This is a genomic window from Pseudomonas putida, from assembly GCF_004357765.1.
Classification (GTDB): Bacteria; Pseudomonadota; Gammaproteobacteria; order Pseudomonadales; family Pseudomonadaceae; genus Aquipseudomonas; species Aquipseudomonas putida_U.
Genome location: NZ_SMTE01000007.1, coordinates 215,409 through 241,404 on the forward strand (window position 1 = coordinate 215,409; position 25,996 = coordinate 241,404).

The following is a 25,996-nucleotide window of genomic DNA, read 5'->3' on the forward strand; positions in this document are numbered from 1 at the left end:
ACTCACTCAATTCAACCATTGACGGCGTCTTCTGTGTCCGCCACTGGCAAAGATACCGCAGACTGCCGACAAGAGTGCAACGCCTGAACCAATCAGAAACCATTGTTGCTTGTCGGTGAGCAGTTGTTGTGGAGCTGCGGCCTGCAATTGCTGGATCGCCAGCTTGAGCCTCTGGTTGTCCTGGCGCAGGCGGGTGAGCTGGGCGCTTTCGCGCTGGCTGTTGTTGTCTTCCAACTGCCGGGTCAGCGCCTCGCGTTGCTTTTCACTGTCATCCAGGCGCTGTTGCAGCTCGGTCAGGCGTGCACCGGCTTCCAGCGACAGGGGTTGTTCGGCATGGGCGAATGGCGACAGCAACATGAGGCAAAACAGCAGGAACATCTGACCTTGGCGCATGGGCCCTCCTGAGGCGGTATGGATTTCAGGAGGTTGTCGGCTGCGGGCCGGATTTTATGAGTCGATGAGGTCGTATCGCTCTGTTCGCGGCGGTTCGGCGCCCCAACAAGCCCGCTCCCAAAGGTAACGGGCGGTGTCGACTCAGGGCAGCACTTGCTTGAATGGCTTGACGATGACGTTGTCGTACACGCCAGCGGCAATGTACGGGTCGGCATCGGCCCAGCTCTGGGCGGCGGCCAGGGAGTCGAACTCCGCGACGATCAGGCTGCCGCTGAACCCGGCTTCACCCGGGTCGTTGCTGTCGATCGCCGGGTGTGGGCCGGCCAGCACCACGCGGCCTTCGGCCTTGAGTTGCTGCAGGCGCTCGATGTGCGCCGGGCGGGCCGCCAGGCGCTTTTCCAGGGAATTGGCGACGTCGCTGGCAATGATGGCGTAGAGCATGTCAGTCCTTGGTTTTGGAAGTGGTGGGGGTGTCATGCAGGTGACGCGACAGGTAAACACCTTGCGCCACCAGGAAGAGCACGGTCATGCCGAGGCTGCCGAAGACCTTGAAGTCGACCCAGAAGTCCTGGAAGGTGAAGGCGACGAACAGGTTGGCTGCGCCGCAGAACAGGAAGAAGCCGATCCAGGCCAGGTTCAGACGGGTCCAGATGGCATCGGGCAGGGTCAAGGCGTGGCCCATGATGCGTTTGATCAGCACCCGGTCGCCGATGAAGTGGCTGCCGGCAAAGCCCAGCGCGAACAGCCAGTTGACCACCGGCGCCTTCCATTTGAGGAAGGTTTCGCTGTGGAAGGTCAGGGTCAGACCGCCGAACACCAGGCAGGCTACCAGGGTCAGCCACTGGCCCTTCTCCAGCTTGCGCTGGCGCAGGAACAGTGCGCCATAGACCACCAGCGAGCTGATGATCAGCATCGCCGTGGCGCTGTAGATGCCGCCGAACTCGAAGCTGTGGCCGGCGACCTCGAGGGGGCGCGGGTCGAGCTTGTAGACGATGAAGAACAGCAGCAGCGGGATGAAATCGATGAATTGTTTCACAATGGCAGCCAGAATCGGGATGTGACGGCATAATAACAAACATCCCATCCAGCGAAAGTGCTCCTAAATGAATGTTGATCTGCACTGTCACAGCACGGCCTCCGACGGCGCCCTGTCGCCTTCGGCCTTGGTCGCCCGGGCCTTCGAGCATGGGGTGCAAACGTTGGCGCTGACCGATCACGACACCCTCGAAGGCCTGGCCGAGGCACGCCAGGCCTGTCACGAGCAGGGCATGCGCTGGGTCAGTGGGGTGGAGCTGTCGTGCACCTGGGGCGGGGCGACCATCCACATATTGGGTTACGACTTCCCGTTGGATGCACCGCCCTTGCTCGAAGCCATCGAAGCCTTGCACCGCGGCCGCTGGTTACGCGCCGAGGAAATCGACAAGCGGCTGGCTGGCAAGGGCATGCCCGGAGCCCTTGAGGGCGCACGGGCCGTGCAGCAGGAGCTGGGCGACAGCGGCAATGCTCCGGCGCGGCCGCATTTTGCCGAGTTTCTGGTGCGCGCCGGCCACGTCAAGGATCGCGGCGAGGCGTTTCGCAAGTGGCTGGGCGCCGGCAAGCTGGGCGACGTCAAGCTGCATTGGCCAACCCTCGAGGAAACCGTTGCCACGCTGCGCCGGTCCAACGCATGGGTGAGCCTGGCCCATCCGATGCATTACGACCTGACCCGCAGCAAGCGCAGACGCCTGATTGCCGACTATATTCAGGCAGGTGGACAGGCACTTGAAGTGGTCAATGGGATGATGCCGGCCGAGCAAGTGGGCACGATGTCCATCCTTACCCGTGAGTTCGGGCTGCTGGCAAGCGCTGGCAGTGACTTCCACGGCCCCGGCACCTGGGGCGAGATCGGTGCCTATCGGCCATTGCCCGAGGACCTGCCACCCCTGTGGCGCCGATTCAGCCATGAACAGCCTTTGGCGGTATGAACAGGATGACTACGTGAGCCAATTTTTCCAGATTCATGCGGAAAACCCGCAGGCGCGCCTGATAAAACAGGCTGTCGAGATCATTCGCAAGGGCGGGGTGGTGGTCTATCCAACCGACTCGGCCTACGCCCTGGGCTGCCAGATCGGCGATAAAAGCGCTATCGAGCGGGTTCGCCGCTTGCGTCAGCTGGACAAGCAACACAACTTCACCTTGCTGTGCTGCGACCTGTCGCAGATGGGGCTGTTCGCCAAGATCGACACCTCCACCTTCCGCCTGCTCAAGGCACATGTCCCTGGGCCCTACACGTTCATCCTCAATGCCACCCGGGAAGTCCCGAGGCTGCTGATGCACGAAAAGCGCCGGACGATCGGCCTGCGCGTGCCATCCAATCCCATCGTTCTGGCGCTGCTTGAGGAAATGGGCGAGCCGCTGATGAGCGTGAGCCTGATCCTGCCGCCCGATGAAGAGCCGATGACCGATCCGTACGAGATCCGTCAACGCCTGGAACGCAACGTCGACCTGATCATCGATGGCGGTTACGGCGATCTCAAGGCCTCGACCATCATCGACCTTACCGGTGATGAACCTGCCTTGATCCGTGAAGGATGCGGTGACCCCACGCCGTTCATGGTCGACGCGTGAGCCAGCTGGAAACGCCCGAGGCGCCGGTCGCAGAGTCCGAGTCGCCGCAGCAGTTGCAGTTGGCGCTGGTCTACGGCGAGGCCCTGACCGAAATGCCGGTGGACCTGTACATCCCGCCGGACGCCCTGGAAGTCATTCTCGAGGCCTTCGAGGGGCCGCTGGACCTGTTGCTGTACCTGATCCGTAAACAGAACATCGACATCCTCGACATCCCGGTGGCAGAGATCACTCGCCAGTACATGGGCTACGTCGAGTTGATGAAGAGCGTGCGCCTGGAACTGGCCGCGGAGTACCTGGTGATGGCGGCGATGCTCGCCGAGATCAAGTCGCGCATGTTGCTGCCGCGCTCGGCCGAGGTCGAAGAAGAAGAGGGTGACCCGCGCGCCGAGCTGATTCGTCGGCTACAGGAGTACGAGCGCTTCAAGGCCGCGGCCGAGGGCATCGACGAATTGCCGCGGGTCGGGCGCGATGTCGTCGTGCCGCGCCTGGAGGCGCCTCAGGCCAAGGTGCGCAAGCTGTTGCCGCAGGTCAGCCTGGAAGAGTTGTTGGTGTCCATGGCCGAGGTCATGCGTCGCAACGACCTGTTCGAAAGCCACCAGATCACCCGCGAGACCTTGTCCACTCGCGAACGCATGAGCGAGGTGCTGGAGCGCCTCAAGGGCGGGGCTTTCGTGCCGTTCATCGAATTGTTCGCCAGCGAAGAGGGCAAGCTGGGTGTGGTGGTGACCTTCATGGCGATTCTTGAGCTGGTGAAGGAATCGCTGGTCGAACTGGTGCAGAATGCGCCTTTCGCGCCCATCCATGTGCGGTTGCGCGCCGAGTCTGTCGAAGAACCCGATGAATCTGAATGAACCCCGCGACCTGGCGTCGCTGATCGAAGCCTTCTTGCTCGCTTCGGGCAAACCACAATCGCTCGAACGCCTCTACGAGCTGTTCGAGGAGGCCGAGCGCCCCGAGCCCAAGGTATTCAAGAAGGCCTTGGAAGTGCTCGGCAAGTCCTGCGCCGGGCGTGCGTTCGAACTCAAGGAGGTGGCCAGCGGTTATCGGCTACAGATCCGTGAGGATTATGCGCCCTGGGTTGGCCGGTTATGGGAGGAGCGCCCGCAGCGATATTCCCGTGCACTGCTCGAAACCATGGCGTTGATCGCCTACCGCCAGCCGATCACCCGCGGCGAAATCGAGGATGTGCGGGGGGTGGCGGTCAACAGCAACATCATCAAGACCCTGATGGAGCGCGAGTGGATCCGCGTGGTCGGTTATCGCGAGGTCCCAGGTCGGCCGGCCATGTTCGCGACCACCAAGGCGTTTCTCGATCATTTCAACCTCAAGAGTCTGGATGAGCTGCCTGCGCTGGCCGAACTGCGTGAGATGGAGCCGGAGTCTGGGCCGGTTCTGGACCCGGATGACGCTCCGGTGCCGGCGCATCTGCAGGCGCTGGCCGATGCCAGCCTGGGAGAGGAAGAGGTCGTGGGCGAGCCAAAGGAAGAAACCAGTTTCCGTAGCCTGCTGGTGGAGCTGGATCAGATGGAAGAGGGGTTGAAGACCGATTTCGACGATCTGCGCGAAGAAGAGCCTGAGGTTTCGGTCGAGGACGAGGGCAAGTTGCAGCCCTGATGGGTGTGCTGTCCGTGCCGGCCTCTTCGCGGGACAAGCCCGCTCCTACAGGGACGACGCCGCACTTGTGGGAGCGGGCTTGTCCCGCGAAGAGGCCGGCACTGCCCACTACCATTAGGCAGAAACAGCGAACAAAGCCTACGAAACCCTCTACGCTCCAGTGCGTTCCCAACCCGAACCGCGTATGATGCGCGGCCTTTTGGCGCGTTCGTCGCCAGAACCCTGATTTTCATTCCTACACCGGGAGGTGCCCAGATGAGTGAGCAAGACCTGCAACATACCGAAACCACCCCTCCATCCGGCGAAAAGCTGCAGAAAGTGCTGGCGCGTATCGGCGTGGGCTCGCGTCGTGACGTCGAGGCCTGGATCAGCCAAGGCCGCATCAAGGTCAATGGCGTCGAGGCCACCCTTGGTCAGCGCGTCGACCTGCATGACGCCATCGCAGTCGACGGCAAGCTGATCAAGCGCGAGGAGGCCGCCGAGGCTACCCGCCGGGTGATCATGTACAACAAGCCTGACGGCGAGATCTGCACCCGTGACGACCCGGAAGGCCGCCCGACCGTCTTCGACCGCCTGCCACGGCCCAAAGAAGGCCGCTGGATCAATATCGGTCGCCTGGACATCAATACCACTGGCTTGCTGCTGTTCACCACCGACGGAGAACTGGCCAACCGCCTGATGCACCCGTCCTACGAGATGGACCGTGAATACGCAGTGCGTGTGCGTGGTGAAGTCGACGACGAGATGATCGAGCGCCTGAAAGCCGGCGTGATGCTCGAGGACGGCCCGGCCAAGTTCACCGACATCCAGAAGGCACCGGGAGGCGAAGGCTTCAACCACTGGTACCACTGCGTGGTGATGGAAGGTCGCAACCGCGAAGTGCGCCGTCTGTGGGAGTCCCAGGGCATGGTCGTCAGCCGCCTGAAGCGCGTGCGCTTCGGCCCGGTGTTCCTCAACTCCGACCTGCCGATGGGGCGCTGGCGTGAAATGACCCAGGGCGAGATCGATATCCTCGCCGCCGAGGTGGGTCTGCAGCCTGTGGCGCTGCCGGCGATGAACCTCAAGACCAAGGACCGTATGGAGCGCATGCAGCGCAAGTCCACCCGGCCGATGGGTCGCAATGAGCGCGTGCGCAATCTGCGTCCGGCCCACGAAGGCAATGCCGCCGAGCGTCCTGCGCGCCAGCCGCGTGAAGAGGCGCCGCGCAAAGGTAGCCGCGGCAGTGCTGTGGCCGAGCGCCCGAGCGACATGCGCAAGCGTCCCGGCAAGCCCGACGGTGACAAGCCGGCAGGCCGTGGTCGCGGCAAGCCGCGTGGTTGATTCGCAGCGGTGACCCAAAGCCAGCCTCCGGGCTGGCTTTTTTGTGCCTGCGATAGGTACTTCAGCTTCGCCAAGCTGTTGAACGGAAAGATTATTTCGGACGACTGGCAAGTTCTCGAACCGCCTTGTAAATAAATTTGTACAGAATCAGGCGAAAGCAGCCACGGTTTCGGATTTTTCCCTCTGCTGTAAACAAGGCTTTCCGCAAACGCCTTGCCTGATAGCACCTCGTGCTCTTCCACCCCCTTGCCGCAACCGCTCTACAACGCTGAGATAGCGGGCATTGCCGTGCGCAAGCAGCCCGACCACAGAGCCGGGCTTACAGAACAAGAAATGGAGGCGCCATGTACGCCGATCACTTTGCCTTTGAAGGCTTTCACCCCAGGCACGCTGCGTTTTTCCTTTGGGAATCGACGCAACGCGTTGACGCCTGCGCGCTTGCAGGGGTATACAGTGCGCCGCGTTTTACCTGTGACCCTCCTGCGTACCCGCGCACTCTTGTTCACCTCCGGCTGCTCAGGCGGTGGCCAAGAAACCCAAGGTAACCACCTTGCCCATTCCGCTGCGCCACGAGCGCGGTGGGTCCGATTCCGTCACAGATAAAAACAATGCAGGTGACTTCGTTCATGAGTGGACAAAACATGCATTCAGGCGAGCTCAAACGGGGCCTGAAGAACCGCCATATCCAGTTGATCGCCCTTGGCGGCGCCATCGGCACCGGCCTGTTCCTCGGCTCGGCCGGGGTGATGAAATCCGCCGGTCCTTCCATGATCCTGGGCTACGCCATCTGCGGCTTCATCGCCTTCATGATCATGCGCCAATTGGGCGAGATGATCGTCGAGGAGCCGGTGGCCGGCTCCTTCAGCCACTTCGCCCACACCTATTGGGGCGGCTTTGCCGGCTTCCTTTCCGGCTGGAACTGCTGGGTGCTGTACATCCTGGTCGGCATGTCGGAATTGTCTGCAGTCGGCAAGTACATCCACTACTGGTGGCCGGAGATCCCGACCTGGGTCACAGCGGCTGCGTTCTTCCTGCTGATCAACGCCATCAACCTGATGAACGTCAAGGTGTTCGGCGAGGCCGAGTTCTGGTTCGCGATCATCAAGGTCGCGGCGATCGTCGGCATGATCGGCCTCGGGGCCTACCTGCTGACCAGCGGCAGCGGCGGTCCCGACGCATCGGTGAGCAACCTGTGGTCGCACGGCGGCTTCTTCCCCCATGGGGTCAGCGGCCTGGTGATGGCCCTGGCGTTCATCATGTTCTCCTTCGGTGGTCTGGAGATGCTCGGTTTCACCGCAGCTGAGGCCGACAAGCCCAAGACCGTGATCCCCAAGGCGATCAATCAGGTCATTTACCGCATCCTGATCTTCTATGTCGGTGCCCTGGTCGTGCTGCTGTCGCTGACCCCGTGGGACAGCCTGGTCGCCAGCATCGACGCGTCCGGTGGCAGCTACGGCAGCAGCCCGTTCGTTCAGGTGTTCTCGATGCTGGGCAGTGACGTGGCGGCCCATCTGTTGAACTTCGTGGTACTGACCGCGGCACTGTCGGTGTACAACAGCGGTACCTACTGCAATGCCCGTATGCTGCTGGGCATGGCTGAGCAGGGCGATGCTCCGGCAGCCCTGGCCAAGGTCGACAAGCGCGGCGTGCCGGTGCGCTCGATCCTGGTCTCGGCGGCTGTGACCCTGATCGCCGTGCTGCTCAACTACCTGATGCCGCAGAATGCCCTGGAGCTGTTGATGTCGCTGGTGGTCGCGACCCTGGTGATCAACTGGGCGATGATCAGTTACTCGCACCTGAAGTTCCGCCAGCACCTCGACAGTACCGGGCAGAAGCCTTTGTTCAAGGCGCTGTTCTACCCGTATGGCAACTACCTGGTGCTGGCGTTCGTGGTGCTGATCCTCGGCATCATGCTGATGATTCCTGGCATCCAGGTGTCGGTATATGCGATTCCGGTATGGTTGTTGGTGATGTTCGTGGCCTACCTGGTCAAGAGCAAGCGCAGGTTTGCGGCGCAAGCGGCTGCCAAGTAAGCGTCAGTGTTTGCGGACAAACCCGATGCCAGGTGACTGGCATCGGGTTTTTTGTTGTCTGTGCCGGCCCTTTCGCAGGCGGCAGAAACTTCAGATCTGCTGCAGCAGCCAGCCGCGAAACGCCCGCAGCGAAGGCAACGCTTCGTTCCTCGGCGGGTAGATCAGGTAATAGCTGCGCTGGCTGGCAAACGCTTGTCCAGGGCTGAACAACTCGCCTTTGGCCAGCTCTTCCTCCACCAGAATCCTAGGCACCAGGCCGATGCCGATCCCTGCCCGTACCGCCTGGATCAAGTGCGAAGTCAGCTCGAAGCTCGGCCCCAGACGCATCGCCCGGTGCGCCAGCCCGTGGTGGGAAAACCACTCGCCCCAGGCATGGGGGTTGTTCGCCACGTTCAGCAGCACTTCGTCGCTGATGCGCGCCGGGCTCCAAACCTGGCCGTCAGCCGCGGCCTGGGGCGGCAGGATCACCACCAATTCTTCGGCGTGCAAGCGATGGCAGATCAAGCCTGGCAGATCGTGGCTGGCTACGCCAATGGCCGCATCGATTTCGCTGGTCTCGAAATTGATGGCTTCGATGCGTGAATGAATGTGCACCAGCATGCCGGGGTGCGCCGTGTAGAACGCGTGCAGGCGCGGCAGTAGCCACTTGGAACCGAAGGTCGGCAGCGTCGCCAGGCGCAAGGTACCAACCCCGGACTGATAGGCCAGCGCTTGTAAGGTGGCACTGCGGATTCGCCCAAGTGCCTCGCTCAGCTCGCGCTGGTAAAGGCGGCCGACATCGGTCAGTTGCACCTGGCGGCCTTCGCGACGAAACAGCGTCAGCCCCAGTTGCTGTTCCAATGCCTGTACCTGGCGGCTCACCGCGCTCTGGGTCAGCGACAACTCGGCAGCGGCGCGGGTATAGCTCTCATGCCGGGCAGCGGCCTCGAATGCCAGCAGCAATGACATGGAGGGTGTCAGGTGTCGGTAATTCATTCATAAAAGTCATCGATAGCGGCAGGATTATCCGTTTGCCCCTACGCCGAAAGTACAGGATCATTGGTCTATACGTCATCCCCGTCTCTTACGATCCATGCCAGGGTGACAGGTTTTCCGTGAATTAGCCCCTATACAAGAGGCCATCCTTCGATGATCGCCCAGCTGCAGACTGCCACGCCTAGCGTCAACTACTCCAAATTCCTCGAAGCCCTGCGCAACAGCGGCTTCCGTGGCCAGATCAGCGCCGACTACGGTACCCGTACGGTGCTGGCCACCGACAACTCGATCTACCAGCGCCTGCCGCAGGCGGCGGTGTTCCCGCTGGACGTCGACGATGTGGCTCGGGTCGCTACGCTGATGGGCGAACCACGCTTCCAACAGGTCAAGCTTACCCCACGCGGTGGCGGCACCGGGACCAATGGCCAATCGCTGACCGACGGCATCGTCGTCGACCTGTCACGGCACATGAACAAGATCCTCGAGATCAACGTCGAAGAGCGCTGGGTACGGGTCCAGGCCGGTACGGTCAAGGACCAGCTCAACGCTGCGCTCAAGCCTCACGGGCTGTTCTTCGCCCCTGAGCTGTCTACCTCCAACCGCGCCACGGTCGGTGGCATGATCAACACCGATGCCAGTGGCCAGGGCAGTTGCACCTATGGCAAGACCCGCGACCACGTGCTCGAACTGCACAGTGTATTGCTCGGTGGCGAGCGGCTGCACAGCCTGCCGATCGACGATACCGCGCTGGAGCAGGCCTGCGCCGCGTCCGGCCGGGTCGGTGAGGTGTACCGCATGGCGCGCGAGATTCAGGAAACCCAGGCCGAGCTGATCCAGACCACCTTTCCCAAGCTCAACCGCTGCCTGACCGGGTACGACCTGGCGCACCTGCGTGACGAGCAGGGCCGTTTCAACCTCAATAGCGTGTTGTGCGGCGCCGAGGGTTCGCTGGGCTATGTGGTGGAGGCCAAGCTCAACGTACTGCCGATTCCGAAATATGCGGTGCTGGTCAACGTGCGCTACACCAGCTTCATGGACGCTCTGCGCGACGCCAACGCGCTGATGGCGCTCAAGCCGCTGTCGATCGAGACGGTGGACTCCAAGGTGTTGATGCTGGCGATGAAGGACATCGTCTGGCACAGCGTTGCCGAATACTTCCCGGCCGACCCCGAGCGTCCGACCCTGGGCATCAACCTGGTGGAGTTCTGCGGCGACGAGCCGGCCGAGGTCAATGCCCGGGTCGACGCGTTCATCGAGCACCTGCGCAGCGACACCAGTGTCGAGCGCCTGGGTCATACCCTGGCCGAAGGCGCCGAGGCGGTGACCCGCGTGTACACCATGCGCAAGCGTTCGGTGGGTTTGCTCGGCAACGTCGAAGGTGAAGTCCGCCCGCAGCCATTCGTCGAGGATACCGCGGTGCCGCCGGAGCGGCTGGCCGACTACATCGCCGACTTCCGTGCGCTGCTCGACGGCTATGGCCTGTCCTACGGGATGTTCGGCCACGTCGACGCCGGGGTGCTGCATGTGCGCCCGGCGCTGGACATGAAAGATCCGGCCCAGGCGGCCTTGGTCAAGCCAATTTCCGATGCCGTGGCGGCGCTGACCAAGAGCTACGGTGGCCTGCTCTGGGGCGAGCACGGCAAGGGTCTGCGCTCGGAGTACGTGCCGGAGTACTTCGGCGAGTTGTACCCTGCGCTGCAACGCCTGAAAGGCGCGTTCGATCCGCACAACCAACTCAACCCCGGCAAGATCTGCACCCCGCCGGACAGTGCCGAAGGCCTGACCAAGGTCGATGGCGTGACCCTGCGCGGCGACCTCGACCGAACCATCGACGAGCGCGTCTGGCAGGACTTCGCCAGTGCCGTGCACTGCAATGGCAACGGCGCCTGCTACAACTACGACCCCAACGACGCCATGTGCCCGTCGTGGAAGGCCACCCGTGAACGCCAGCATTCGCCCAAGGGCCGTGCTTCGCTGATGCGTGAATGGCTACGTCTGCAGGGCGAGTCCAACATCGATGTGCTGGCGGCGGCGCGCAACAAGGTCTCTTGGCTCAAGGGCCTGCCGGCGCGGCTGCGCAACAATCGAGCGCGCGATCAGGGTCAGGAGGACTTCTCCCATGAGGTCTACGACGCCATGGCTGGCTGCCTGGCGTGCAAGTCATGCGCCGGGCAATGCCCGATCAAGGTCAATGTGCCGGACTTCCGATCGCGCTTCCTCGAGCTCTATCATGGCCGCTACCAGCGTCCGCTGCGGGACTACCTGATCGGCTCGCTCGAATTCACCATTCCGTACCTGGCCCATGCGCCGGGGCTGTACAACGCGGTGATGGGCTCGAAGTGGGTGAGCAAGCTGCTGGCCGACAGGGTCGGGATGGTCGACAGCCCGCTGATCAGCCGTTTCAATTTCCAATCGACCCTGACCCGCTGCAAGGTCGGGGTGGCCAGTGTTCCGGCCTTGATGGAACTGACCCCGGCGCAGCGCGAGCGCAGCATCGTGCTGGTGCAGGATGCCTTCACCCGTTACTTCGAGACGTCGGTGCTGGCCAATTTCATCGAGCTGGCCCATCGCCTAGGCCATCGTGTGTTCCTCGCGCCTTACAGCGCCAACGGCAAGCCGCTGCACGTGCAGGGCTTTCTCGGTGCCTTCGCCAAGGCGGCGATCCGCAATGCCACCCAGCTCAAGGCCCTGGCCGATTGCGGCGTGCCGCTGGTGGGCCTGGACCCGGCAATGACCCTTGTCTATCGCCAGGAGTACCAGAAGGTGCCGGGCCTGGAGGGCTGCCCGACGGTCTTGCTGCCCCAGGAGTGGCTGGTCAAGGTGCTGCCAGAACAGGGCGCGCCAGCAGCGCCGGTGCCTTTCCGCCTGATGGCGCACTGCACCGAGAAGACCAACGTGCCGGCCAGTACCAAGCAATGGGAGCAGGTGTTCGCTCGCCTGGGGCTGAAGCTGGTGACCGAGGCTACCGGTTGCTGCGGCATGTCCGGTACCTATGGGCACGAGGCGCGTAACCAGGAGACTTCGCGGACCATCTTCGAGCAGTCCTGGGCGACCAAGCTGGACAAGCAGGGGGAGGCCTTGGCCACGGGCTATTCGTGCCGTAGCCAGGTCAAGCGCATGACCGAGCGGCAGATGCGCCATCCGTTGGAGGTGGTGCTGCAGTACGCGCAGCGTTGAAGCCTGGTGGGGTCGTTTCGGGCCTCTTCGCGGGCAAGCCCGCTCCCACAGGAGTTATTCCGGCCCTAAGAGCGCCGTTGTACCTGTGGGAGCGGGCTTGCCCGCGAAGAGGCCCATAACGGCACCTGAAAAATCAGATCAATGCACCTGCTTGCGCCCCACCCGCGCCTGCCGGTACAGATACAAACTCAACACCAGCCCACACGCCGCCGCCCCGGCGGCGAACAGGAACATCGAAGCAAAGCCGAACCCAGCCGCCACCGCCCCCACCAGCGGTCCGGTAATCCCCAGCGACAGGTCGATGAACAACGAGTAGGCCCCCACCGCCGACCCGCGGTTGGCGGCCGAGACCTGATTTACCGCCTCAACTCCCAGTGCCGGGAACACCAGGGAGAACCCGAACCCGCTCAGTGCCGCACCTGCCAGGGCCAGCTCGGCATTGGGCGCGAGCCACAGCATCAACAATCCCAGCGTTTCCACCGACAGGCACACGATAGCGACGCGGAAACCGCCGATACGGTTGATCAGGTTGCCGAACAGCAGGCGCGCGCTGATGAAGCTGGCTCCGAACAGGCTCAGGGTCAGGGCTGCATCGCTCCAGCCGCGGCTGCTGTAGTACAGGGTGATGAAAGTAGCGATGGTGCCGAAGCCGATCGACCCCAAGGCCAGCCCCGACCCATGCGGGAGGACTTTGCCCAGCACGCGCAGGAACGGCAGGCGCACGCCGCTGACGATGGGCGCGGCACGTTTGGGCCAGGCCAGCAGCAGGCCGATCACGCCGAGCAGGATGATGCTCACCCCCATGCTCCACAGCCCCAGGTGCTTGACCATCACCACGCCCAGCGGCGCACCGATCGCCAATGCGCCGTAGCTGGCGATGCCGTTCCAGGAAATGACCTTGGCGGTGTTCTCGGCACCGACCCGGCCGATGCCCCAGCCAATCGAGCCCGATCCCACCAGGCTTTCGGCGCTGCCCAGTACCAGTCGGCCGACGAACAGGCAGGTCAGGCTCACCCAGGGCAGCTCGGTGAGAAACGCACAGGCCAGCATGAATACGCCGCTCAGGCCGCATCCGGCCAGGCCGTACATGACCGCCTTCTTGCTGCCCCGGGTATCGATGATGCGGCTGGCGGTAGGGCGGCTGAGCAGGGTGGCCAGGTACTGCACGCTGATCACCAGTCCGGCGATCACGGCACTGAAACCCAGTTCGTTGTGCACATAACCGGGCAGCACGGCCAGCGGGATGCCGATGTTCAGGTAGCCAATGAAAGTGAACAGGACGATGGACACCACTTGGGCGGTGATGGCCAATGAAGAGAGACGGCTGGGTGGCATTGCGCGGTCCATTGCTGCGGTAGGACGGGTGTGGTATGTCGACATCTTAACCACGGCAGGGACGTTTGTGGGTGAAGCTTTTCAGCAGACCTTCAGACCGGGTATGCGAGTATCCAGGTCAAGCTGAAAGCTACCTGCGGGTAGTCCAGGGGGGCGCAGAGCGGGCTATGCAGGCGGTGGTGCTCGGCATCGAGCGCGTTGATGCAGGAGAAGATCTCGGTGACGTCGAAGTCGTGTGGACGGTGTGAAAACGTGATGACGGGGGTGGCCCGCAGGTCAGCCGTTTTCACACAGTCGGAGGGATGCGCGGTTATTCCTGGTCAGCGCTGGATTTATCGTCGCCATCCTCGACGGCAGGCGTCGGTTCGGTGTGGGCGGCAACGGTTTGCTCTTCGGGGTTCAGGCTTGGGAAGGGAAGATTCGGGATTTCATGCATCTCGTCGTTCCTCGCAAGTGTGAGTGAAAAGGCTGCGCCAGGCGCGTTTCTAGGCTTGTTCAAGCTGGGGCAGGATACACAAGTCTGGATGACAGTTTGTATTTTTTCCCGGTCGCTGGTCGGTTTTGCGGGCGGATACCGGACAAAACCTACCCGAAAAGGGGCCTGTCAGCGGCCCCCTGGTGCAGCGTTCACTTACGCCCTTCGGCGGTTTCGGCGACCTTGTCGGTGCGTGCACACATGATGAAGTCATTGCGGTGCAGGCCCTTGATCGAGTGGCTCCACCAAGTGACGGTGACTTTGCCCCACTCGGTGAGCAAGCCAGGATGATGCCCTTCGGCCTCGGCGATTTCGCCGATGGCGTTGGTGAACGCGAGGGCATGCTTGAAGTTCTTGAACAGGAACACGCGCTCAAGCTCCATGTGGCCGTCACGAACTTCGATGTTCCAGTCCGGGATCTCGCGGATCAGCTCGGCCAGCTCTTCGTCGGTCACTTTCGGTGCGTCGGCGCGGCAGGCTTCGCAGTGGGCTTGGTTCAAGGCATTCATGATTGTCTTCCGTTCGAGTTGTGGTCGGGGGGGGGGCGGTTCAGGCGGCGGCCCTGGGAGGGAATTTCGGGGCGTGCAGACCAAGCTGCATGGCCTGCTGGACCATGCCCATGATGTCTTCGTGGGCCAGGTCGAACAGGCGCTTCAAATTCGGCAGCACGAAGTACAGTGGTTGCAGGATGTCGATGCGATACGGCGTGCGCATGGCTTCGATCGGGTCGAAGGCCTGGTGTTCCGGCTCGCCGGACAGGCAGTACACGGTTTCCTTGGGGGAGGACAGGATGCCGCCGCCGTAGATCTTGCGACCTTGCGGGGTTTCCATCAGACCGAACTCGATGGTCATCCAGTACAACCGCGCCAGGTACACGCGCTGTTCCTTGCTGGCCGCCAGGCCCAGCTTGCCATAGGTATGGGTGAATTCGGCGAACCAGGGGTTGGTCAGCAGCGGGCAGTGGCCGAAGATCTCGTGGAAGATATCGGGCTCCTGCAGGTAGTCGAGCTCTTCCGGGGTGCGGATGAACGTCGCTACCGGGAAGCGCTTGCTGGCCAGCAGCTCGAAGAAGGTCTGGAAGGGGATCAGCGCCGGTACACGCGCAACCTGCCAGCCGGTGGTGGCCGCCAGAACCTTGTTGATCTCGCCCAACTGCGGGATGCGATCGTGGGGCAGTTTGAGCTGGTCGATGCCGTCCAGGTATTCCTGGCAGGCACGGCCTTCGATGACCTTGAGCTGGCGGGTGATCAAGGTGTTCCACACCGCATGCTCGGTTTGCGGGTAGTCGATGAAGCCGTGCGCATCGGGCTCGCGTGCCACGTATTGCGTCTGTTTCATGTGGCTCTCCTGGTGAGGGCTTTCTTGTTATGTCCACGCTATGACTTGGACATTACCTCCTGCGCGGTGGTTTGCACGGGGCAGGGCAGTGCTACCAGGGGGGTCGTGGAGTGAAATTTCGTAACGATTATTTTACAAAATATGCGAGGTGGCGGAAAATCCGTAGCATCCAGCTGGCGCCTGATGGAAATCTGTCAGCTTATCTTTACGAATTTTCTGCGCGTGATTGAAAAAATCCCGTGCCCGAGAGCTTCCATGCGTATCAAAGTGCATTGCCAGAACCGCATTGGCATCCTTCGCGACATCCTCAACCTGCTGGTGGAGTACGGCATCAATGTGCTGCGTGGCGAGGTCGGTGGCGACCACGGCAACGCCATCTACCTGCACTGTCCGAACCTGATCAATCTGCAGTTCCAGGCACTGCGCCCGAGGTTCGAGGCTATTGTCGGCGTATTCGGCGTCAAGCGCGTGGGCCTGATGCCCAGTGAGCGGCGCCACATGGAGCTCAATGCACTGCTCGGTGCGTTGGAGTTTCCGGTGCTGTCGATCGACATGGGCGGCAGCATCGTCGCCGGCAATCGTGCGGCGGCGCAGTTGTTGGGCGTGCGGGTCGATGAGGTACCAGGGCTGCCACTGGCGCGCTATGTCGAGGATTTCGATCTGCCCGAACTGGTGCGGGCCAACAAGTCGCGGATCAATGGCTTGCGGATCAAGGTCAAGGGCGATGTGTTCCTGGCCGATATCGCGCCGTTGCAGTCCGAGCACGATGACAGCGAGGCATTGGCCGGCGCGGTGCTGACCCTGCACCGCGCCGACCGTATTGGTGAGCGTATCTACAACGTGCGTAAGCAGGAGTTGCGAGGCTTCGACAGCATCTTCCAGAGCTCGCGGGTGATGGCGGCGGTGGTGCGCGAAGCACGGCGCATGGCGCCGCTGGATGCCCCGCTGCTGATCGAGGGCGAGACCGGTACGGGTAAGGAGTTACTGGCTCGGGCCTGCCACCTGGCCAGCCCGCGCGGGCAGTCGCCGCTGATGGCGCTCAATTGTGCCGGCCTGCCCGAATCCATGGCCGAGACCGAACTGTTCGGTTATGGTCCTGGCGCCTTCGAGGGAGCACGTGCCGAAGGCAAGTTGGGGCTGCTGGAGCTGACGGCGGGCGGTACGTTGTTCCTCGACGGGGTCGGCGAGATGAGCCCGCGCTTGCAGGTCAAATTGCTGCGCTTCCTGCAGGATGGCTGTTTCCGCCGGGTGGGCAGCGACGAGGAGGTTTACCTGGATGTGCGGGTTATCTGCGCTACCCAGGTCGATCTGTCCGAATTGTGCGCCCGCGGCGAGTTCCGCCAGGACCTGTATCACCGGCTCAACGTGCTGTCGTTGCACATTCCGCCGCTGCGAGAGTGCATGGATGGTCTGGAAGGGTTGGTGCAGCACTTTCTCGACCAGGCCAGCCGGCAGATCGGCTGTGCCATGCCGCGCTTGGCGCCGGCGGCGATGGACAAGTTGGGACAGTACCACTGGCCAGGCAACGTAAGGCAACTGGAAAACGTATTGTTCCAGGCCGTTTCGCTATGTGAGGGCGGTGTGGTGAAAAGCGAACATATCCGCTTGCCAGATTATGGCGCACGCCAACCTTTGGGCGACTTTTCCCTGGACGGGGATCTTTCGCAGATCGTCGGGCGGTTCGAAAAAGCGGTATTGGAAAGTTTATTGGCAGAATTTCCCAGTAGCCGGGCTTTAGGCAAGCGATTAGGTGTTTCGCACACCACAGTGGCCAATAAGCTGCGCGAATACAGTCTGGGTAAGTCTGCGGATTAATGTTCGGTTATTTAATCGAAGTTTAATCTTGGTGCGTCGGTGCATTGCCGGTGAAGGGGCCCTCGCAGCAGGGCCCCGCTTCATCGATCAGCCGTTGGAGCAGCCGTTACCCATCACGCGGTACTCCAGAATGTGCCGCTGGCCCTTGGAGTCTTCATAGGTCATGCGGGCTGGCACGACTTCGCAGACGTTGGGCACCTCGCTCATGGAAATGACCCGGGCGATGTCCAGGTGTTGCGAGTAGCTGTAGTGTTCGACCGGGATCTGCTCGACATCTTTTGCTTCATCGGCCAGTGCCGCGCCGCAAAAACCGCCAAGTACCAATACCAGTAAAGCTTTCATTTTCATTTTACCTGTCTAAGGTCGTGATGAGGTGCGCGGCACTTGTGGCGCCGCGAGTACAGCCAAGTTTCAACTATCGGGATTAGAGGAGGATTAACGTTTGCCTTCGTGGGGGCTGTTACCAGTTGTTAATCGTCTTTGCCTTGTTGGCGAGATGAAGTTTATGCCTCGTTAGTTGCGGGAAACAGGGTCTGTTTTGATAAAGTTTTTCGGCCTTTTGACAGAATCGGTAACAATCGCCCTGGCGGACCCCTCCTGGCTTTTTCCTCGCCTGGCCGTCGCCCGCGGGCTAGAGGCCCCGCGCCAGAGCTGGGCCGACTCGCCACGCAGCGCTACTACCATCGTCGAATGGATTTTCCGGCTCTGGTACAGTTACAAACGATTCATACGGTTTCATACAAAAACAACTATTACACCGAGGTAACACAGATGAGTGCGGCTCCACTGTATCCCGTTCGTCCCGAGGTTGCGGCCACCACCCTGACCGACGAGGCCAGCTACAAGGCCATGTACCAGCAATCGGTGATCAACCCGGACGGATTCTGGCGCGAGCAGGCCCAGCGTCTCGACTGGATCAAGCCCTTCAGCAAGGTCAAGCAGACCTCCTTCGACGACCATCACGTGGACATCAAGTGGTTCGCCGACGGCACTCTGAACGTTTCCTCCAACTGCCTGGACCGCCATCTCGAAGAGCGTGGCGACCAGCTGGCGATCATCTGGGAGGGCGATGACCCTTCCGAGCACCGCAACATCACCTACCGGGAACTCCACGAACAGGTCTGCAAGTTCGCCAACGCGCTGCGCGGGCAGGATGTGCACCGCGGCGACGTGGTGACCATCTATATGCCGATGATTCCCGAGGCGGTGGTGGCCATGCTGGCTTGCGCCCGTATCGGTGCGATCCACTCGGTGGTGTTCGGCGGTTTCTCTCCCGAAGCCCTGGCTGGGCGGATCATCGATTGCAGGTCCAAGGTGGTGATCACCGCTGACGAGGGTGTGCGCGGCGGTCGTCGTACTCCGCTCAAGGCCAATGTCGACCTGGCCCTGACCAACCCTGAAACCAACAGCGTGCAGAAGATCATCGTGTGCAAGCGCACCGGTGGCGAGATCGCCTGGCACCAGCACCGCGACATCTGGTACGAAGACCTGATGAAGGTCGCGTCCAGCCACTGCGCGCCAAAGGAAATGGGGGCCGAGGAGCCGCTGTTCATCCTTTACACTTCCGGCTCCACCGGTAAGCCCAAGGGTGTGTTGCACACCACCGGCGGCTACCTGGTGTATGCCGCGCTGACCCACGAGCGGGTCTTCGACTATCGCCCAGGCGAGGTCTACTGGTGCACCGCCGACGTCGGTTGGGTCACCGGCCACAGCTACATCGTCTACGGCCCGCTGGCCAATGGGGCGACCACGCTGCTGTTCGAAGGCGTGCCGAACTACCCGGACATCACCCGCGTGTCGAAGATCGTCGACAAGCACAAGGTCAACATCCTCTACACCGCACCGACCGCCATCCGTGCCATGATGGCCGAAGGCGAGGCAGCCGTGGCTGGCGCCGATGGCTCGAGCCTGCGCCTGCTGGGCTCGGTCGGTGAGCCGATCAACCCCGAAGCCTGGAACTGGTACTACAAGACCGTGGGCAAGGAGCGTTGCCCGATCGTCGATACCTGGTGGCAGACCGAGACCGGTGGCATCTTGATCAGCCCACTGCCGGGGGCCACGGGGCTGAAGCCTGGCTCGGCGACCCGACCGTTCTTTGGTGTGGTGCCGGCGCTGGTGGACAACCTGGGCAACCTGATCGAAGGCGCCGCCGAGGGCAACCTGGTGATCCTCGACTCCTGGCCGGGCCAGTCGCGCTCGCTGTACGGTGACCACGACCGTTTCGTCGACACCTACTTCAAGACCTTCCGTGGCATGTACTTCACCGGTGACGGTGCCCGCCGTGACGAGGATGGCTACTACTGGATCACCGGGCGGGTCGATGACGTGCTCAACGTCTCCGGGCACCGCATGGGCACCGCCGAGATCGAAAGCGCCATGGTCGCCCACAGCAAGGTGGCCGAAGCGGCAGTGGTGGGGGTGCCGCACGACATCAAAGGCCAGGGCATCTACGTCTACGTCACTCTCAATGCCGGCGAAGAGCCGAACGAGCAACTGCGCCTGGAGCTGAAGAACTGGGTGCGCAAGGAGATCGGTCCGATCGCCTCGCCGGATGTGATCCAGTGGGCGCCGGGTTTGCCGAAGACCCGCTCGGGCAAGATCATGCGGCGCATCCTGCGTAAGATCGCCACGGCTGAATACGATGCGCTGGGCGATATTTCGACCCTGGCCGACCCAGGCGTGGTGCAGCACCTGATCGACACTCACAAGGCGATGAGCCTGGTGTCAGCCTGATCGGCCGCGAGGCTGCCTGAGGCAGTTACTGGTCGAGTGTCAAAACCATAAAACCCCGTCGGCTGTACCGGCGGGGTTTTTGCTTCGCTGTTACCGACAGACATCGGTAACTATTCTGTCACCGTTTTCGCACGCTAACGGGGCGCTAGGAAACATCGGCGTTCCATTTCGGTGCGGGTTTGTAGGGATTTTTTGCAAGGTCGCACGCTTCACTTGCCGTAATACAAGGCTTTGCGAATAATAGGCCCGTTAATTGCTAGTTCTATAGGTTCTATTCCCTTGGCTCTTGCATATTTTGCATAGACTGTCAACTGCGCTCGCAGCGATTTCTAGCGCTTCTATAAGTAGTTGTCGCTTTCAAGAAATATCGACTAACGGGCTGTCGTTAAAATGCCATTCACTCGCTCGTGGTCTGCGACCTTGGTCGATACCCCGCGGCTCGCGTTGTACCCCTTCGCATGTCGGGCAGCTGTTACCCCTGCCTTGTATTGCCCCGTAACGATGGAGTTACCTGATGAAGAAACTCGCACTGCTTGGCGCTCTGGCGCTGTCCGTGTTCTCCCTGGTGTCGCAGGCCGATGAAAAACCTCTGAAAATCGGTATCGAAGCCGCTTATCCACCATTCGCCTTCAAACAGCCCGATGGCAGCATCGCCGGCTTCGACTACGACATCGGCAACGCTTTGTGCGAAGAGATGAAGGCCAAGTGCACCTGGGTCGAGCAGGAGTTCGACGGCCTGATCCCGGCATTGAAGGTCCGCAAGATCGACGCCATCCTGTCGTCCATGTCGATCACCGAGGACCGCAAGAAGTCGGTCGACTTCACCAAGCGCTACTACCTGACCCCGGCACGCCTGGTGATGAAGGAAGGCACCGTGGTCAGCGACAGCCTCGATGAGCTGAACGGCAAGAAGATCGGCGTGCAGCGGGGCTCGATCCACGACCGTTTCGCCAAGGAAGTCCTGGCCGCCAAGGGCGCCACCGTAGTGCCGTACGGCACTCAGAACGAGATCTACCTGGACGTGGCCGCCGGTCGTCTGGACGGCACCGTGGCCGATGCCACCCTGCTCGAGGATGGTTTCCTGAAAACCGACGCCGGCAAAGGCTTCGCCTTCGTCGGGCCATCGTTCACCGACGTCAAGTACTTCGGTGATGGCGTCGGCATTGCCGTGCGCAAGGGCGACAAGGCCAACGCAGATCGTATCAATGCCGCCATCGACGCGATCCGTGCCAACGGCAAGTACAAAGAAATCGAGCAGAAGTACTTCAACTTCGACATCTACGGTCCAGACTCCAAGTAATACGTCTGGCTCCACCTGTGCAATGGTGCAAACAGCAGGGAGGCTGAGGTTTGCACCATTTTTCATTGTCTAGGTCGAGGACCTCAACATGTTGAAAGGCTACGGGGCAGTCATCCTCGACGGGGCGTGGCTGACGCTACAGCTCGCCCTGTCGTCGATGGCCCTGGCCATCGTGCTCGGCCTCATCGGCGTGGCGCTGCGCTTGTCGCCGGTGCGCTGGCTGGCTTGGCTGGGCGATCTGTACGCCACGGTGATCCGTGGTATCCCGGACTTGGTCCTGATTCTGCTGATCTTCTACGGCGGGCAGGACATCATCAATAGACTGGCACCGCTGCTCGGTTATGAGGACTACATCGACCTCAACCCATTGGCGGCGGGTATCGGTACCCTGGGGTTCATCTTCGGCGCCTACCTGTCGGAAACCTTCCGTGGTGCGTTCCTTGGTATCCCCAAAGGGCAGGCCGAGGCCGGCGTGGCCTACGGCATGAGTGCGCGCCAGGTGTTTTTCCGTATCCAGGTGCCACAAATGATCCGCCTGGCCATTCCGGGCTTCACCAACAACTGGCTGGTACTGACCAAGGCCACGGCACTGATTTCGGTGGTGGGCCTGCAGGACATGATGTTCAAGGCCAAGCAGGCGGCCGATGCCACCCGCGAACCCTTCACGTTCTTCCTGGCGGTGGCTGCACTGTACCTGGTGATCACCAGTGTTTCGTTGCTGGCGCTGAAGTATCTCGAGCGTCGCTATTCGGTAGGCGTCAAGGTGGCTGAGCTATGATCTTCGACTACAACGTGGTCTGGGAGGCCATGCCGCTGTATCTCGGCGGGTTGCTGACCACCCTCAAGCTGCTGGCGCTGTCGCTGTTCTTCGGCCTCTTGGCGGCCATTCCGCTGGGCCTGATGCGGGTGTCCAAGCAGCCGCTGGTGAACCTCGGCGCATGGCTCTACACCTACGTGATCCGCGGCACGCCGATGCTGGTGCAGCTGTTCCTGATCTACTACGGCCTGGCCCAGTTCGAGGCGGTGCGCAGCAGCGTGTTCTGGCCGCTGCTGTCGAGTGCCACGTTCTGCGCTTGCCTGGCCTTCGCTGTCAACACCAGCGCCTACACCGCGGAAATCATCGCCGGCAGCCTCAAGGCCACGCCCCATGGCGAGATCGAAGCGGCCAAGGCCATGGGCATGTCGCGCATGAAGATGTACCGGCGCATCCTGCTGCCCTCGGCCCTGCGCCGGGCGCTGCCGCAGTACAGCAACGAAGTGATCATGATGCTGCAGACCACCAGCCTGGCATCGATCGTCACGCTGATCGACATCACCGGTGCGGCGCGCACGGTCAATGCCCAGTACTACCTGCCTTTCGAGGCCTACATCACGGCGGGCGTATTCTACCTGTGCCTGACCTTCATCCTCGTGCGCCTTTTCAAGATGGCCGAACGCCGCTGGCTCGGCTACCTGGCGCCGCGCAAGCACTGAACGCTCTGTGAGAACCGACAGCATGTACAAACTCGAAGTCCAAGACCTGCACAAGCGCTATGGTAGCCATGAGGTGCTCAAGGGTGTGTCCCTGGCAGCCAAGGCAGGCGATGTGATCAGCATCATCGGCTCCAGTGGTTCGGGCAAATCGACGTTCCTGCGTTGCATCAACCTGCTCGAGCAGCCGCACGCCGGCAAGATCCTGCTCAATAACGAAACGCTCAAGCTGGTGCCAGGCAAGGATGGCGCGCTCAAGGCGGCCGACCCTCGACAGCTGCAGCGTATGCGTTCGCGTTTGTCGATGGTGTTCCAGCATTTCAACCTGTGGTCGCACATGACCGCGCTGGAGAATGTGATCGAGGCGCCTGTGCACGTGCTGGGCGTGAACAAGAAGGAGGCGCTGGAAAAGGCCGAGCACTACCTGGCCAAGGTCGGCGTGGCCCATCGCAAGGACGCCTTCCCAGGCCACATGTCCGGCGGCGAGCAGCAGCGGGTGGCGATCGCCCGCGCCCTGGCCATGGAGCCGGAGGTGATGCTGTTCGACGAGCCGACCTCGGCGCTCGATCCTGAGCTGGTGGGTGATGTGCTCAAGGTCATGCAGGCGCTGGCCCAGGAAGGCCGTACCATGGTGGTGGTGACCCATGAAATGGGCTTCGCCCGCGAAGTCTCCAATCAATTGGTGTTTCTGCACCAAGGGCTGGTGGAAGAGCGCGGCTGTCCGCGCGAGGTGCTGGCCAACCCGCAATCGGAGCGCCTGCGGCAGTTCCTTTCGGGCAGCCTGAAGTAAAGGCTGACGCTTTGCACCATAATAGGGCATGCTGCGCACTGCGCGCGGCGCGCTCCCGGCGGCACAGACTCGAACGACCTCAGGTTCCGGACCTTACCTATGACCACCCAGCGAATCGGTTTTCTCATCTGGCCTGGCACCAAGCCTCTGACCTTGGCGTTGGCCGAAGAAACCCTGCAGGTGGCCCAGCAGGTGCATCCGGACGTGATCTACGAACGGGTGTTCCTGCAGGCCGAGCCAGTCGAACAGGGCGCCTGGCGGCTGCCGGGCGAGCCTTGGAATGGCCGCCTGGAGGGATGCCACAAGCTGTTCCTGCTGGCGGACGAGCCGATCCTGTCCGTGGGCTCGGCGCTGTCCTCTGCGCTCAAGCAGGTGGCGCGCAGTGGCTGCATGATCGGCGGTCTGTCGGCCGGGGTGTATCCGCTGGCCGTGCTCGGTCTGCTCGATGGCTATCGCGCCGCAGTGCATTGGCGCTGGCAGGATGATTTCGCCGAGCGCTTCCCCAGGGTGATCGCCACCAGTCATTTGTTCGACTGGGATCGCGACCGATTGACAGCTTGCGGTGGCATGGCGGTGAGCGACCTGTTGCTGGCGGTGCTGGCCCGTGATCATGGTGCCGAACTGGCCGGGGCGGTGTCGGAGGAGATGGTGGTGGAGCGGATCCGCGAAGGCGGCGAGCGTCAGCGGATTCCGTTGCAGAACCGCCTTGGCTCAAGCCATCCCAAGCTGACCCAGGCCGTGCTGTTGATGGAGGCCAACATCGAGGAGCCCCTGACCACCGACGAGATTGCTCAGCATGTGTGTGTCTCGCGGCGCCAGCTCGAGCGGATCTTCAAGCAGTACCTCAATCGGGTGCCAAGCCAGTATTACCTGGAACTGCGCTTGAACAAAGCGCGGCAGATGCTGATGCAGACCAGCAAGTCGATCATTCAGATCGGGTTGTCGTGCGGGTTTTCCTCGGGGCCGCATTTTTCCAGTGCCTATCGCAATTTCTTCGGCGCCACGCCGCGTGAAGATCGCAATCAACGGCGTAGCAACAGCCCGTTCGAGTTGAGTTCGGCGCCTGCTGAAAAGGGTTGAGTGCGGGGCGGCGCTTTGATTGGGCGGCGCTCGATATCTGCAACACCACAAAACCAGCGCCCTACACCCTACATCCTATACCCTCTACATCCCCCTCCATTTTCCATGTGAACACCCGTTCACCCAGCCCCCTCTCTCCCGTACACTGCGCGATTGCGACAAAGTTTGTCGCATTGCCGAAAGCCCCGGTGAAACTGGGGTTTTGCGCTGTAACAAGTTGTCGCTTGGCCGCAAGGACAGGCGCGGATCAGTCCTTACAATCCCCCCATCGCTCGCCACTTCCAGGCCAGCGTTCCTCTTCAGGAGACTCAGATGTCCGTTGAGCAAGCCCCGGTGCAACGTGCCGATTTCGACCAGGTCATGGTTCCCAACTATTCTCCGGCGGCCTTCATTCCTGTGCGAGGCGAGGGTTCGCGAGTCTGGGACCAGTCGGGCCGCGAGTTGATCGACTTCGCCGGCGGCATCGCGGTGAATGCCTTGGGCCATTGCCACCCGGCGCTGGTCAAGGCCCTGACCGAGCAGGCCAACACCCTCTGGCACGTGTCCAACGTCTTCACCAACGAGCCGGCCCTGCGCCTGGCGCACAAGCTGGTGGACGCGACCTTTGCCGACCGTGCCTTCTTCTGCAACTCCGGCGCCGAGTCCAACGAGGCCGCCTTCAAGCTGGCCCGTCGCGTTGCCCACGACCGCTTCGGTCCGGACAAGCATGAAATCATCGCCACCGTGAACAGCTTCCACGGTCGTACGTTGTTCACCGTCAGCGTTGGCGGCCAGCCCAAGTATTCCGATGGCTTTGGCCCCAAGATCACGGGTATCAGCCATGTGCCATACAACGATCTGGAAGCGTTGAAGGCGCAGATTTCCGACAAGACCTGTGCAGTGGTGATCGAGCCGATCCAGGGCGAGAGCGGCGTGGTCCCGGCCGACAAGGCCTATCTGGAAGGCGCTCGCAAGCTGTGCGACGAGCACAATGCCCTGCTGATCTTCGATGAAGTCCAGACCGGTGTCGGCCGTACCGGCTCGCTGTATGCCTATCAGCACTACGGTGTGACCCCCGACATCCTCACCAGCGCCAAGAGCTTGGGTGGCGGTTTCCCGATCGGTGCCATGCTCACCACCAACGATCTGGCCAAGCATTTCGCCCCCGGTACCCACGGCACCACCTATGGCGGCAACCCACTGGGGTGCGCCGTGGCCTGTGCGGTGCTGGACGTGATCAACACCCCTGAGACCCTGGCCGGTATCAAAGCCAAGCACGAGCGTTTCAAAGTTCGCCTGGAGCACATCGGCCAACAGTACGGCCTGTTCAGCCAGGTGCGTGGGGTTGGACTGTTGATCGGCTGCGTGCTGGCGGACGCCTGGCAGGGCAAGGCCAAAGACGTGCTCAACGCTGCCGAGCAGGAAGGTGTGATGGTGCTGCAAGCCGGCCCGGACGTGGTGCGCTTCGCGCCGAGCCTGGTGGTCGAGGACAGTGATATCGATGAAGGCCTGGAGCGCTTCGAGCGCGCCGTGGCCAAGCTGGTCAAGGGCTGATGCCCGTT

General features: G+C 62.0%; 24 protein-coding genes. 15 read left to right on the top strand and 9 right to left on the bottom strand.

What is annotated here, in order from left to right; all coding sequences use genetic code 11:
- Positions 1-6: 6 nt before the first annotated feature.
- From E2H86_RS12555 to E2H86_RS12565, 3 genes are all read right to left on the bottom strand, one after another.
- Complete coding sequence (locus tag E2H86_RS12555; protein ID WP_133328196.1) at positions 7-393, bottom strand: translation initiation factor 2; 387 nt, start codon at positions 391-393, stop codon at positions 7-9.
- A 141-nt stretch (positions 394-534) separates the two neighbouring features.
- Positions 535-834, bottom strand: a complete 300-nt coding sequence (locus E2H86_RS12560; RefSeq protein ID WP_133328198.1) for a YciI family protein — start codon at positions 832-834, stop codon at positions 535-537.
- Position 835: 1 nt separating this feature from the next.
- Positions 836-1,429, bottom strand: a complete 594-nt coding sequence (locus tag E2H86_RS12565) for a septation protein A (protein ID WP_133328200.1) — start codon at positions 1,427-1,429, stop codon at positions 836-838.
- 67 nt (positions 1,430-1,496) lie between these two features.
- Here E2H86_RS12565 and E2H86_RS12570 point away from each other — a divergent pair, with 67 nt between their 5' ends.
- The 6 genes from E2H86_RS12570 (at position 1,497) to E2H86_RS12595 (ending at position 7,967) form a co-directional block, all read left to right on the top strand.
- Positions 1,497-2,357 (top strand): PHP domain-containing protein, encoded by an 861-nt coding sequence (locus E2H86_RS12570; RefSeq protein WP_133328202.1) that lies wholly within the window; start codon positions 1,497-1,499, stop codon positions 2,355-2,357.
- Positions 2,358-2,370: 13 nt separating this feature from the next.
- Positions 2,371-3,000, top strand: coding sequence for an L-threonylcarbamoyladenylate synthase (locus E2H86_RS12575; RefSeq protein WP_133328204.1), 630 nt, complete (start codon positions 2,371-2,373; stop codon positions 2,998-3,000).
- Positions 3,001-3,125: 125 nt separating this feature from the next.
- Positions 3,126-3,851 carry a segregation and condensation protein A gene (locus E2H86_RS12580; RefSeq protein WP_165976066.1) on the top strand — a complete coding sequence of 242 codons (726 nt, stop codon included), beginning with the start codon at positions 3,126-3,128 and terminating at the stop codon, positions 3,849-3,851.
- A complete protein-coding gene (gene scpB / locus E2H86_RS12585) occupies positions 3,838-4,614 on the top strand; it encodes an SMC-Scp complex subunit ScpB (protein ID WP_133328208.1) in 777 nt (258 codons plus the stop codon). Before E2H86_RS12580 ends, scpB begins: the two co-directional genes overlap by 14 nt.
- A gap of 255 nt (positions 4,615-4,869) precedes the next feature.
- On the top strand, positions 4,870-5,934 hold the full coding sequence (rluB, locus tag E2H86_RS12590; RefSeq protein WP_133328210.1) for a 23S rRNA pseudouridine(2605) synthase RluB: 1,065 nt from the start codon (positions 4,870-4,872) through the stop codon (positions 5,932-5,934).
- Positions 5,935-6,560: 626 nt separating this feature from the next.
- Positions 6,561-7,967 carry an amino acid permease gene (locus tag E2H86_RS12595; protein ID WP_165976061.1) on the top strand — a complete coding sequence of 469 codons (1,407 nt, stop codon included), beginning with the start codon at positions 6,561-6,563 and terminating at the stop codon, positions 7,965-7,967.
- 90 nt (positions 7,968-8,057) lie between these two features.
- On the opposite strand, the gene E2H86_RS12600 is transcribed toward E2H86_RS12595, so the two are convergent.
- Entirely contained in the window at positions 8,058-8,942 is an 885-nt protein-coding gene (locus E2H86_RS12600) for a LysR substrate-binding domain-containing protein (protein ID WP_133328212.1), read from the bottom strand.
- A 153-nt stretch (positions 8,943-9,095) separates the two neighbouring features.
- Here E2H86_RS12600 and ydiJ point away from each other — a divergent pair, with 153 nt between their 5' ends.
- Positions 9,096-12,119: a D-2-hydroxyglutarate dehydrogenase YdiJ gene (ydiJ, locus tag E2H86_RS12605; RefSeq protein WP_133328214.1), complete on the top strand. Its 3,024-nt coding sequence runs from the start codon at positions 9,096-9,098 to the stop codon at positions 12,117-12,119.
- A gap of 138 nt (positions 12,120-12,257) precedes the next feature.
- Here the strand turns inward: ydiJ and E2H86_RS12610 are convergent, their stop codons facing one another.
- The 4 genes from E2H86_RS12610 to phhA form a co-directional block, all read right to left on the bottom strand.
- Positions 12,258-13,454 carry an MFS transporter gene (locus tag E2H86_RS12610; RefSeq protein WP_133328216.1) on the bottom strand — a complete coding sequence of 399 codons (1,197 nt, stop codon included), beginning with the start codon at positions 13,452-13,454 and terminating at the stop codon, positions 12,258-12,260.
- Between the two features lie 310 nt (positions 13,455-13,764).
- A complete protein-coding gene (locus E2H86_RS26425; RefSeq protein ID WP_261240862.1) occupies positions 13,765-13,890 on the bottom strand; it encodes a hypothetical protein in 126 nt (41 codons plus the stop codon).
- A gap of 191 nt (positions 13,891-14,081) precedes the next feature.
- Positions 14,082-14,438 carry a 4a-hydroxytetrahydrobiopterin dehydratase gene (locus E2H86_RS12615; RefSeq protein WP_133328218.1) on the bottom strand — a complete coding sequence of 119 codons (357 nt, stop codon included), beginning with the start codon at positions 14,436-14,438 and terminating at the stop codon, positions 14,082-14,084.
- A gap of 40 nt (positions 14,439-14,478) precedes the next feature.
- Positions 14,479-15,267 (bottom strand): phenylalanine 4-monooxygenase, encoded by a 789-nt coding sequence (phhA, locus tag E2H86_RS12620; protein WP_133328220.1) that lies wholly within the window; start codon positions 15,265-15,267, stop codon positions 14,479-14,481.
- Between the two features lie 255 nt (positions 15,268-15,522).
- Between phhA and E2H86_RS12625 the strand changes: the two genes are divergently transcribed.
- Positions 15,523-17,082: a sigma-54-dependent transcriptional regulator gene (locus E2H86_RS12625; protein WP_133328222.1), complete on the top strand. Its 1,560-nt coding sequence runs from the start codon at positions 15,523-15,525 to the stop codon at positions 17,080-17,082.
- An 87-nt stretch (positions 17,083-17,169) separates the two neighbouring features.
- Here E2H86_RS12625 and E2H86_RS12630 read toward each other — a convergent pair whose 3' ends face one another.
- Positions 17,170-17,424 (bottom strand): DUF2790 domain-containing protein, encoded by a 255-nt coding sequence (locus E2H86_RS12630; protein WP_133328224.1) that lies wholly within the window; start codon positions 17,422-17,424, stop codon positions 17,170-17,172.
- 429 nt (positions 17,425-17,853) lie between these two features.
- Between E2H86_RS12630 and acs the strand changes: the two genes are divergently transcribed.
- The 7 genes from acs to E2H86_RS12670 all read left to right on the top strand — a co-directional run bounded on the left by acs (position 17,854) and on the right by E2H86_RS12670 (position 25,988).
- The gene (gene acs / locus E2H86_RS12635) at positions 17,854-19,815 is read left to right on the top strand and encodes an acetate--CoA ligase (protein ID WP_133328226.1); all 1,962 of its coding nucleotides are present in this window, start codon (positions 17,854-17,856) and stop codon (positions 19,813-19,815) included.
- Positions 19,816-20,329: 514 nt separating this feature from the next.
- On the top strand, positions 20,330-21,115 hold the full coding sequence (locus tag E2H86_RS12640; protein ID WP_133328228.1) for an ABC transporter substrate-binding protein: 786 nt from the start codon (positions 20,330-20,332) through the stop codon (positions 21,113-21,115).
- Between the two features lie 88 nt (positions 21,116-21,203).
- Complete coding sequence (locus tag E2H86_RS12645) at positions 21,204-21,893, top strand: ABC transporter permease (RefSeq protein ID WP_133328230.1); 690 nt, start codon at positions 21,204-21,206, stop codon at positions 21,891-21,893.
- Entirely contained in the window at positions 21,890-22,588 is a 699-nt protein-coding gene (locus E2H86_RS12650) for an ABC transporter permease (protein ID WP_133328232.1), read from the top strand. Before E2H86_RS12645 ends, E2H86_RS12650 begins: the two co-directional genes overlap by 4 nt.
- 22 nt (positions 22,589-22,610) lie before the next feature.
- Complete coding sequence (locus E2H86_RS12655) at positions 22,611-23,375, top strand: ABC transporter ATP-binding protein (protein ID WP_133328234.1); 765 nt, start codon at positions 22,611-22,613, stop codon at positions 23,373-23,375.
- Between the two features lie 99 nt (positions 23,376-23,474).
- Complete coding sequence (locus E2H86_RS12660) at positions 23,475-24,455, top strand: GlxA family transcriptional regulator (RefSeq protein WP_133328236.1); 981 nt, start codon at positions 23,475-23,477, stop codon at positions 24,453-24,455.
- A 312-nt stretch (positions 24,456-24,767) separates the two neighbouring features.
- Positions 24,768-25,988, top strand: coding sequence for an aspartate aminotransferase family protein (locus E2H86_RS12670; RefSeq protein WP_133328240.1), 1,221 nt, complete (start codon positions 24,768-24,770; stop codon positions 25,986-25,988).
- Positions 25,989-25,996: the final 8 nt, after the last annotated feature.

Excerpts from the sequence above, each read along its gene's own strand:
- E2H86_RS12630 (WP_133328224.1), bottom strand. The coding sequence starts at position 17,424 with ATGAAAGCTTTACTGGTATTGGTACTTGGCGGTTTTTGCGGCGCGGCA.
- E2H86_RS12560 (WP_133328198.1), bottom strand. The coding sequence starts at position 834 with ATGCTCTACGCCATCATTGCCAGCGACGTCGCCAATTCCCTGGAAAAG.
- E2H86_RS12625 (WP_133328222.1), top strand. The coding sequence starts at position 15,523 with ATGCGTATCAAAGTGCATTGCCAGAACCGCATTGGCATCCTTCGCGAC.
- E2H86_RS12610 (WP_133328216.1), bottom strand. The coding sequence starts at position 13,454 with ATGCCACCCAGCCGTCTCTCTTCATTGGCCATCACCGCCCAAGTGGTG.
- E2H86_RS12570 (WP_133328202.1), top strand. The coding sequence starts at position 1,497 with ATGAATGTTGATCTGCACTGTCACAGCACGGCCTCCGACGGCGCCCTG.
- phhA (WP_133328220.1), bottom strand. The coding sequence starts at position 15,267 with ATGAAACAGACGCAATACGTGGCACGCGAGCCCGATGCGCACGGCTTC.
- E2H86_RS12640 (WP_133328228.1), top strand. The coding sequence starts at position 20,330 with ATGAAGAAACTCGCACTGCTTGGCGCTCTGGCGCTGTCCGTGTTCTCC.
- E2H86_RS12660 (WP_133328236.1), top strand. The coding sequence starts at position 23,475 with ATGACCACCCAGCGAATCGGTTTTCTCATCTGGCCTGGCACCAAGCCT.
- E2H86_RS12595 (WP_165976061.1), top strand. The coding sequence starts at position 6,561 with ATGAGTGGACAAAACATGCATTCAGGCGAGCTCAAACGGGGCCTGAAG.
- scpB (WP_133328208.1), top strand. The coding sequence starts at position 3,838 with ATGAATCTGAATGAACCCCGCGACCTGGCGTCGCTGATCGAAGCCTTC.
- rluB (WP_133328210.1), top strand. The coding sequence starts at position 4,870 with ATGAGTGAGCAAGACCTGCAACATACCGAAACCACCCCTCCATCCGGC.
- acs (WP_133328226.1), top strand. The coding sequence starts at position 17,854 with ATGAGTGCGGCTCCACTGTATCCCGTTCGTCCCGAGGTTGCGGCCACC.
- E2H86_RS12670 (WP_133328240.1), top strand. The coding sequence starts at position 24,768 with ATGTCCGTTGAGCAAGCCCCGGTGCAACGTGCCGATTTCGACCAGGTC.
- E2H86_RS12645 (WP_133328230.1), top strand. The coding sequence starts at position 21,204 with ATGTTGAAAGGCTACGGGGCAGTCATCCTCGACGGGGCGTGGCTGACG.
- ydiJ (WP_133328214.1), top strand. The coding sequence starts at position 9,096 with ATGATCGCCCAGCTGCAGACTGCCACGCCTAGCGTCAACTACTCCAAA.
- E2H86_RS12650 (WP_133328232.1), top strand. The coding sequence starts at position 21,890 with ATGATCTTCGACTACAACGTGGTCTGGGAGGCCATGCCGCTGTATCTC.
- E2H86_RS12555 (WP_133328196.1), bottom strand. The coding sequence starts at position 393 with ATGCGCCAAGGTCAGATGTTCCTGCTGTTTTGCCTCATGTTGCTGTCG.
- E2H86_RS12655 (WP_133328234.1), top strand. The coding sequence starts at position 22,611 with ATGTACAAACTCGAAGTCCAAGACCTGCACAAGCGCTATGGTAGCCAT.
- E2H86_RS26425 (WP_261240862.1), bottom strand. The coding sequence starts at position 13,890 with ATGCATGAAATCCCGAATCTTCCCTTCCCAAGCCTGAACCCCGAAGAG.
- E2H86_RS12600 (WP_133328212.1), bottom strand. The coding sequence starts at position 8,942 with ATGAATTACCGACACCTGACACCCTCCATGTCATTGCTGCTGGCATTC.
- E2H86_RS12615 (WP_133328218.1), bottom strand. The coding sequence starts at position 14,438 with ATGAATGCCTTGAACCAAGCCCACTGCGAAGCCTGCCGCGCCGACGCA.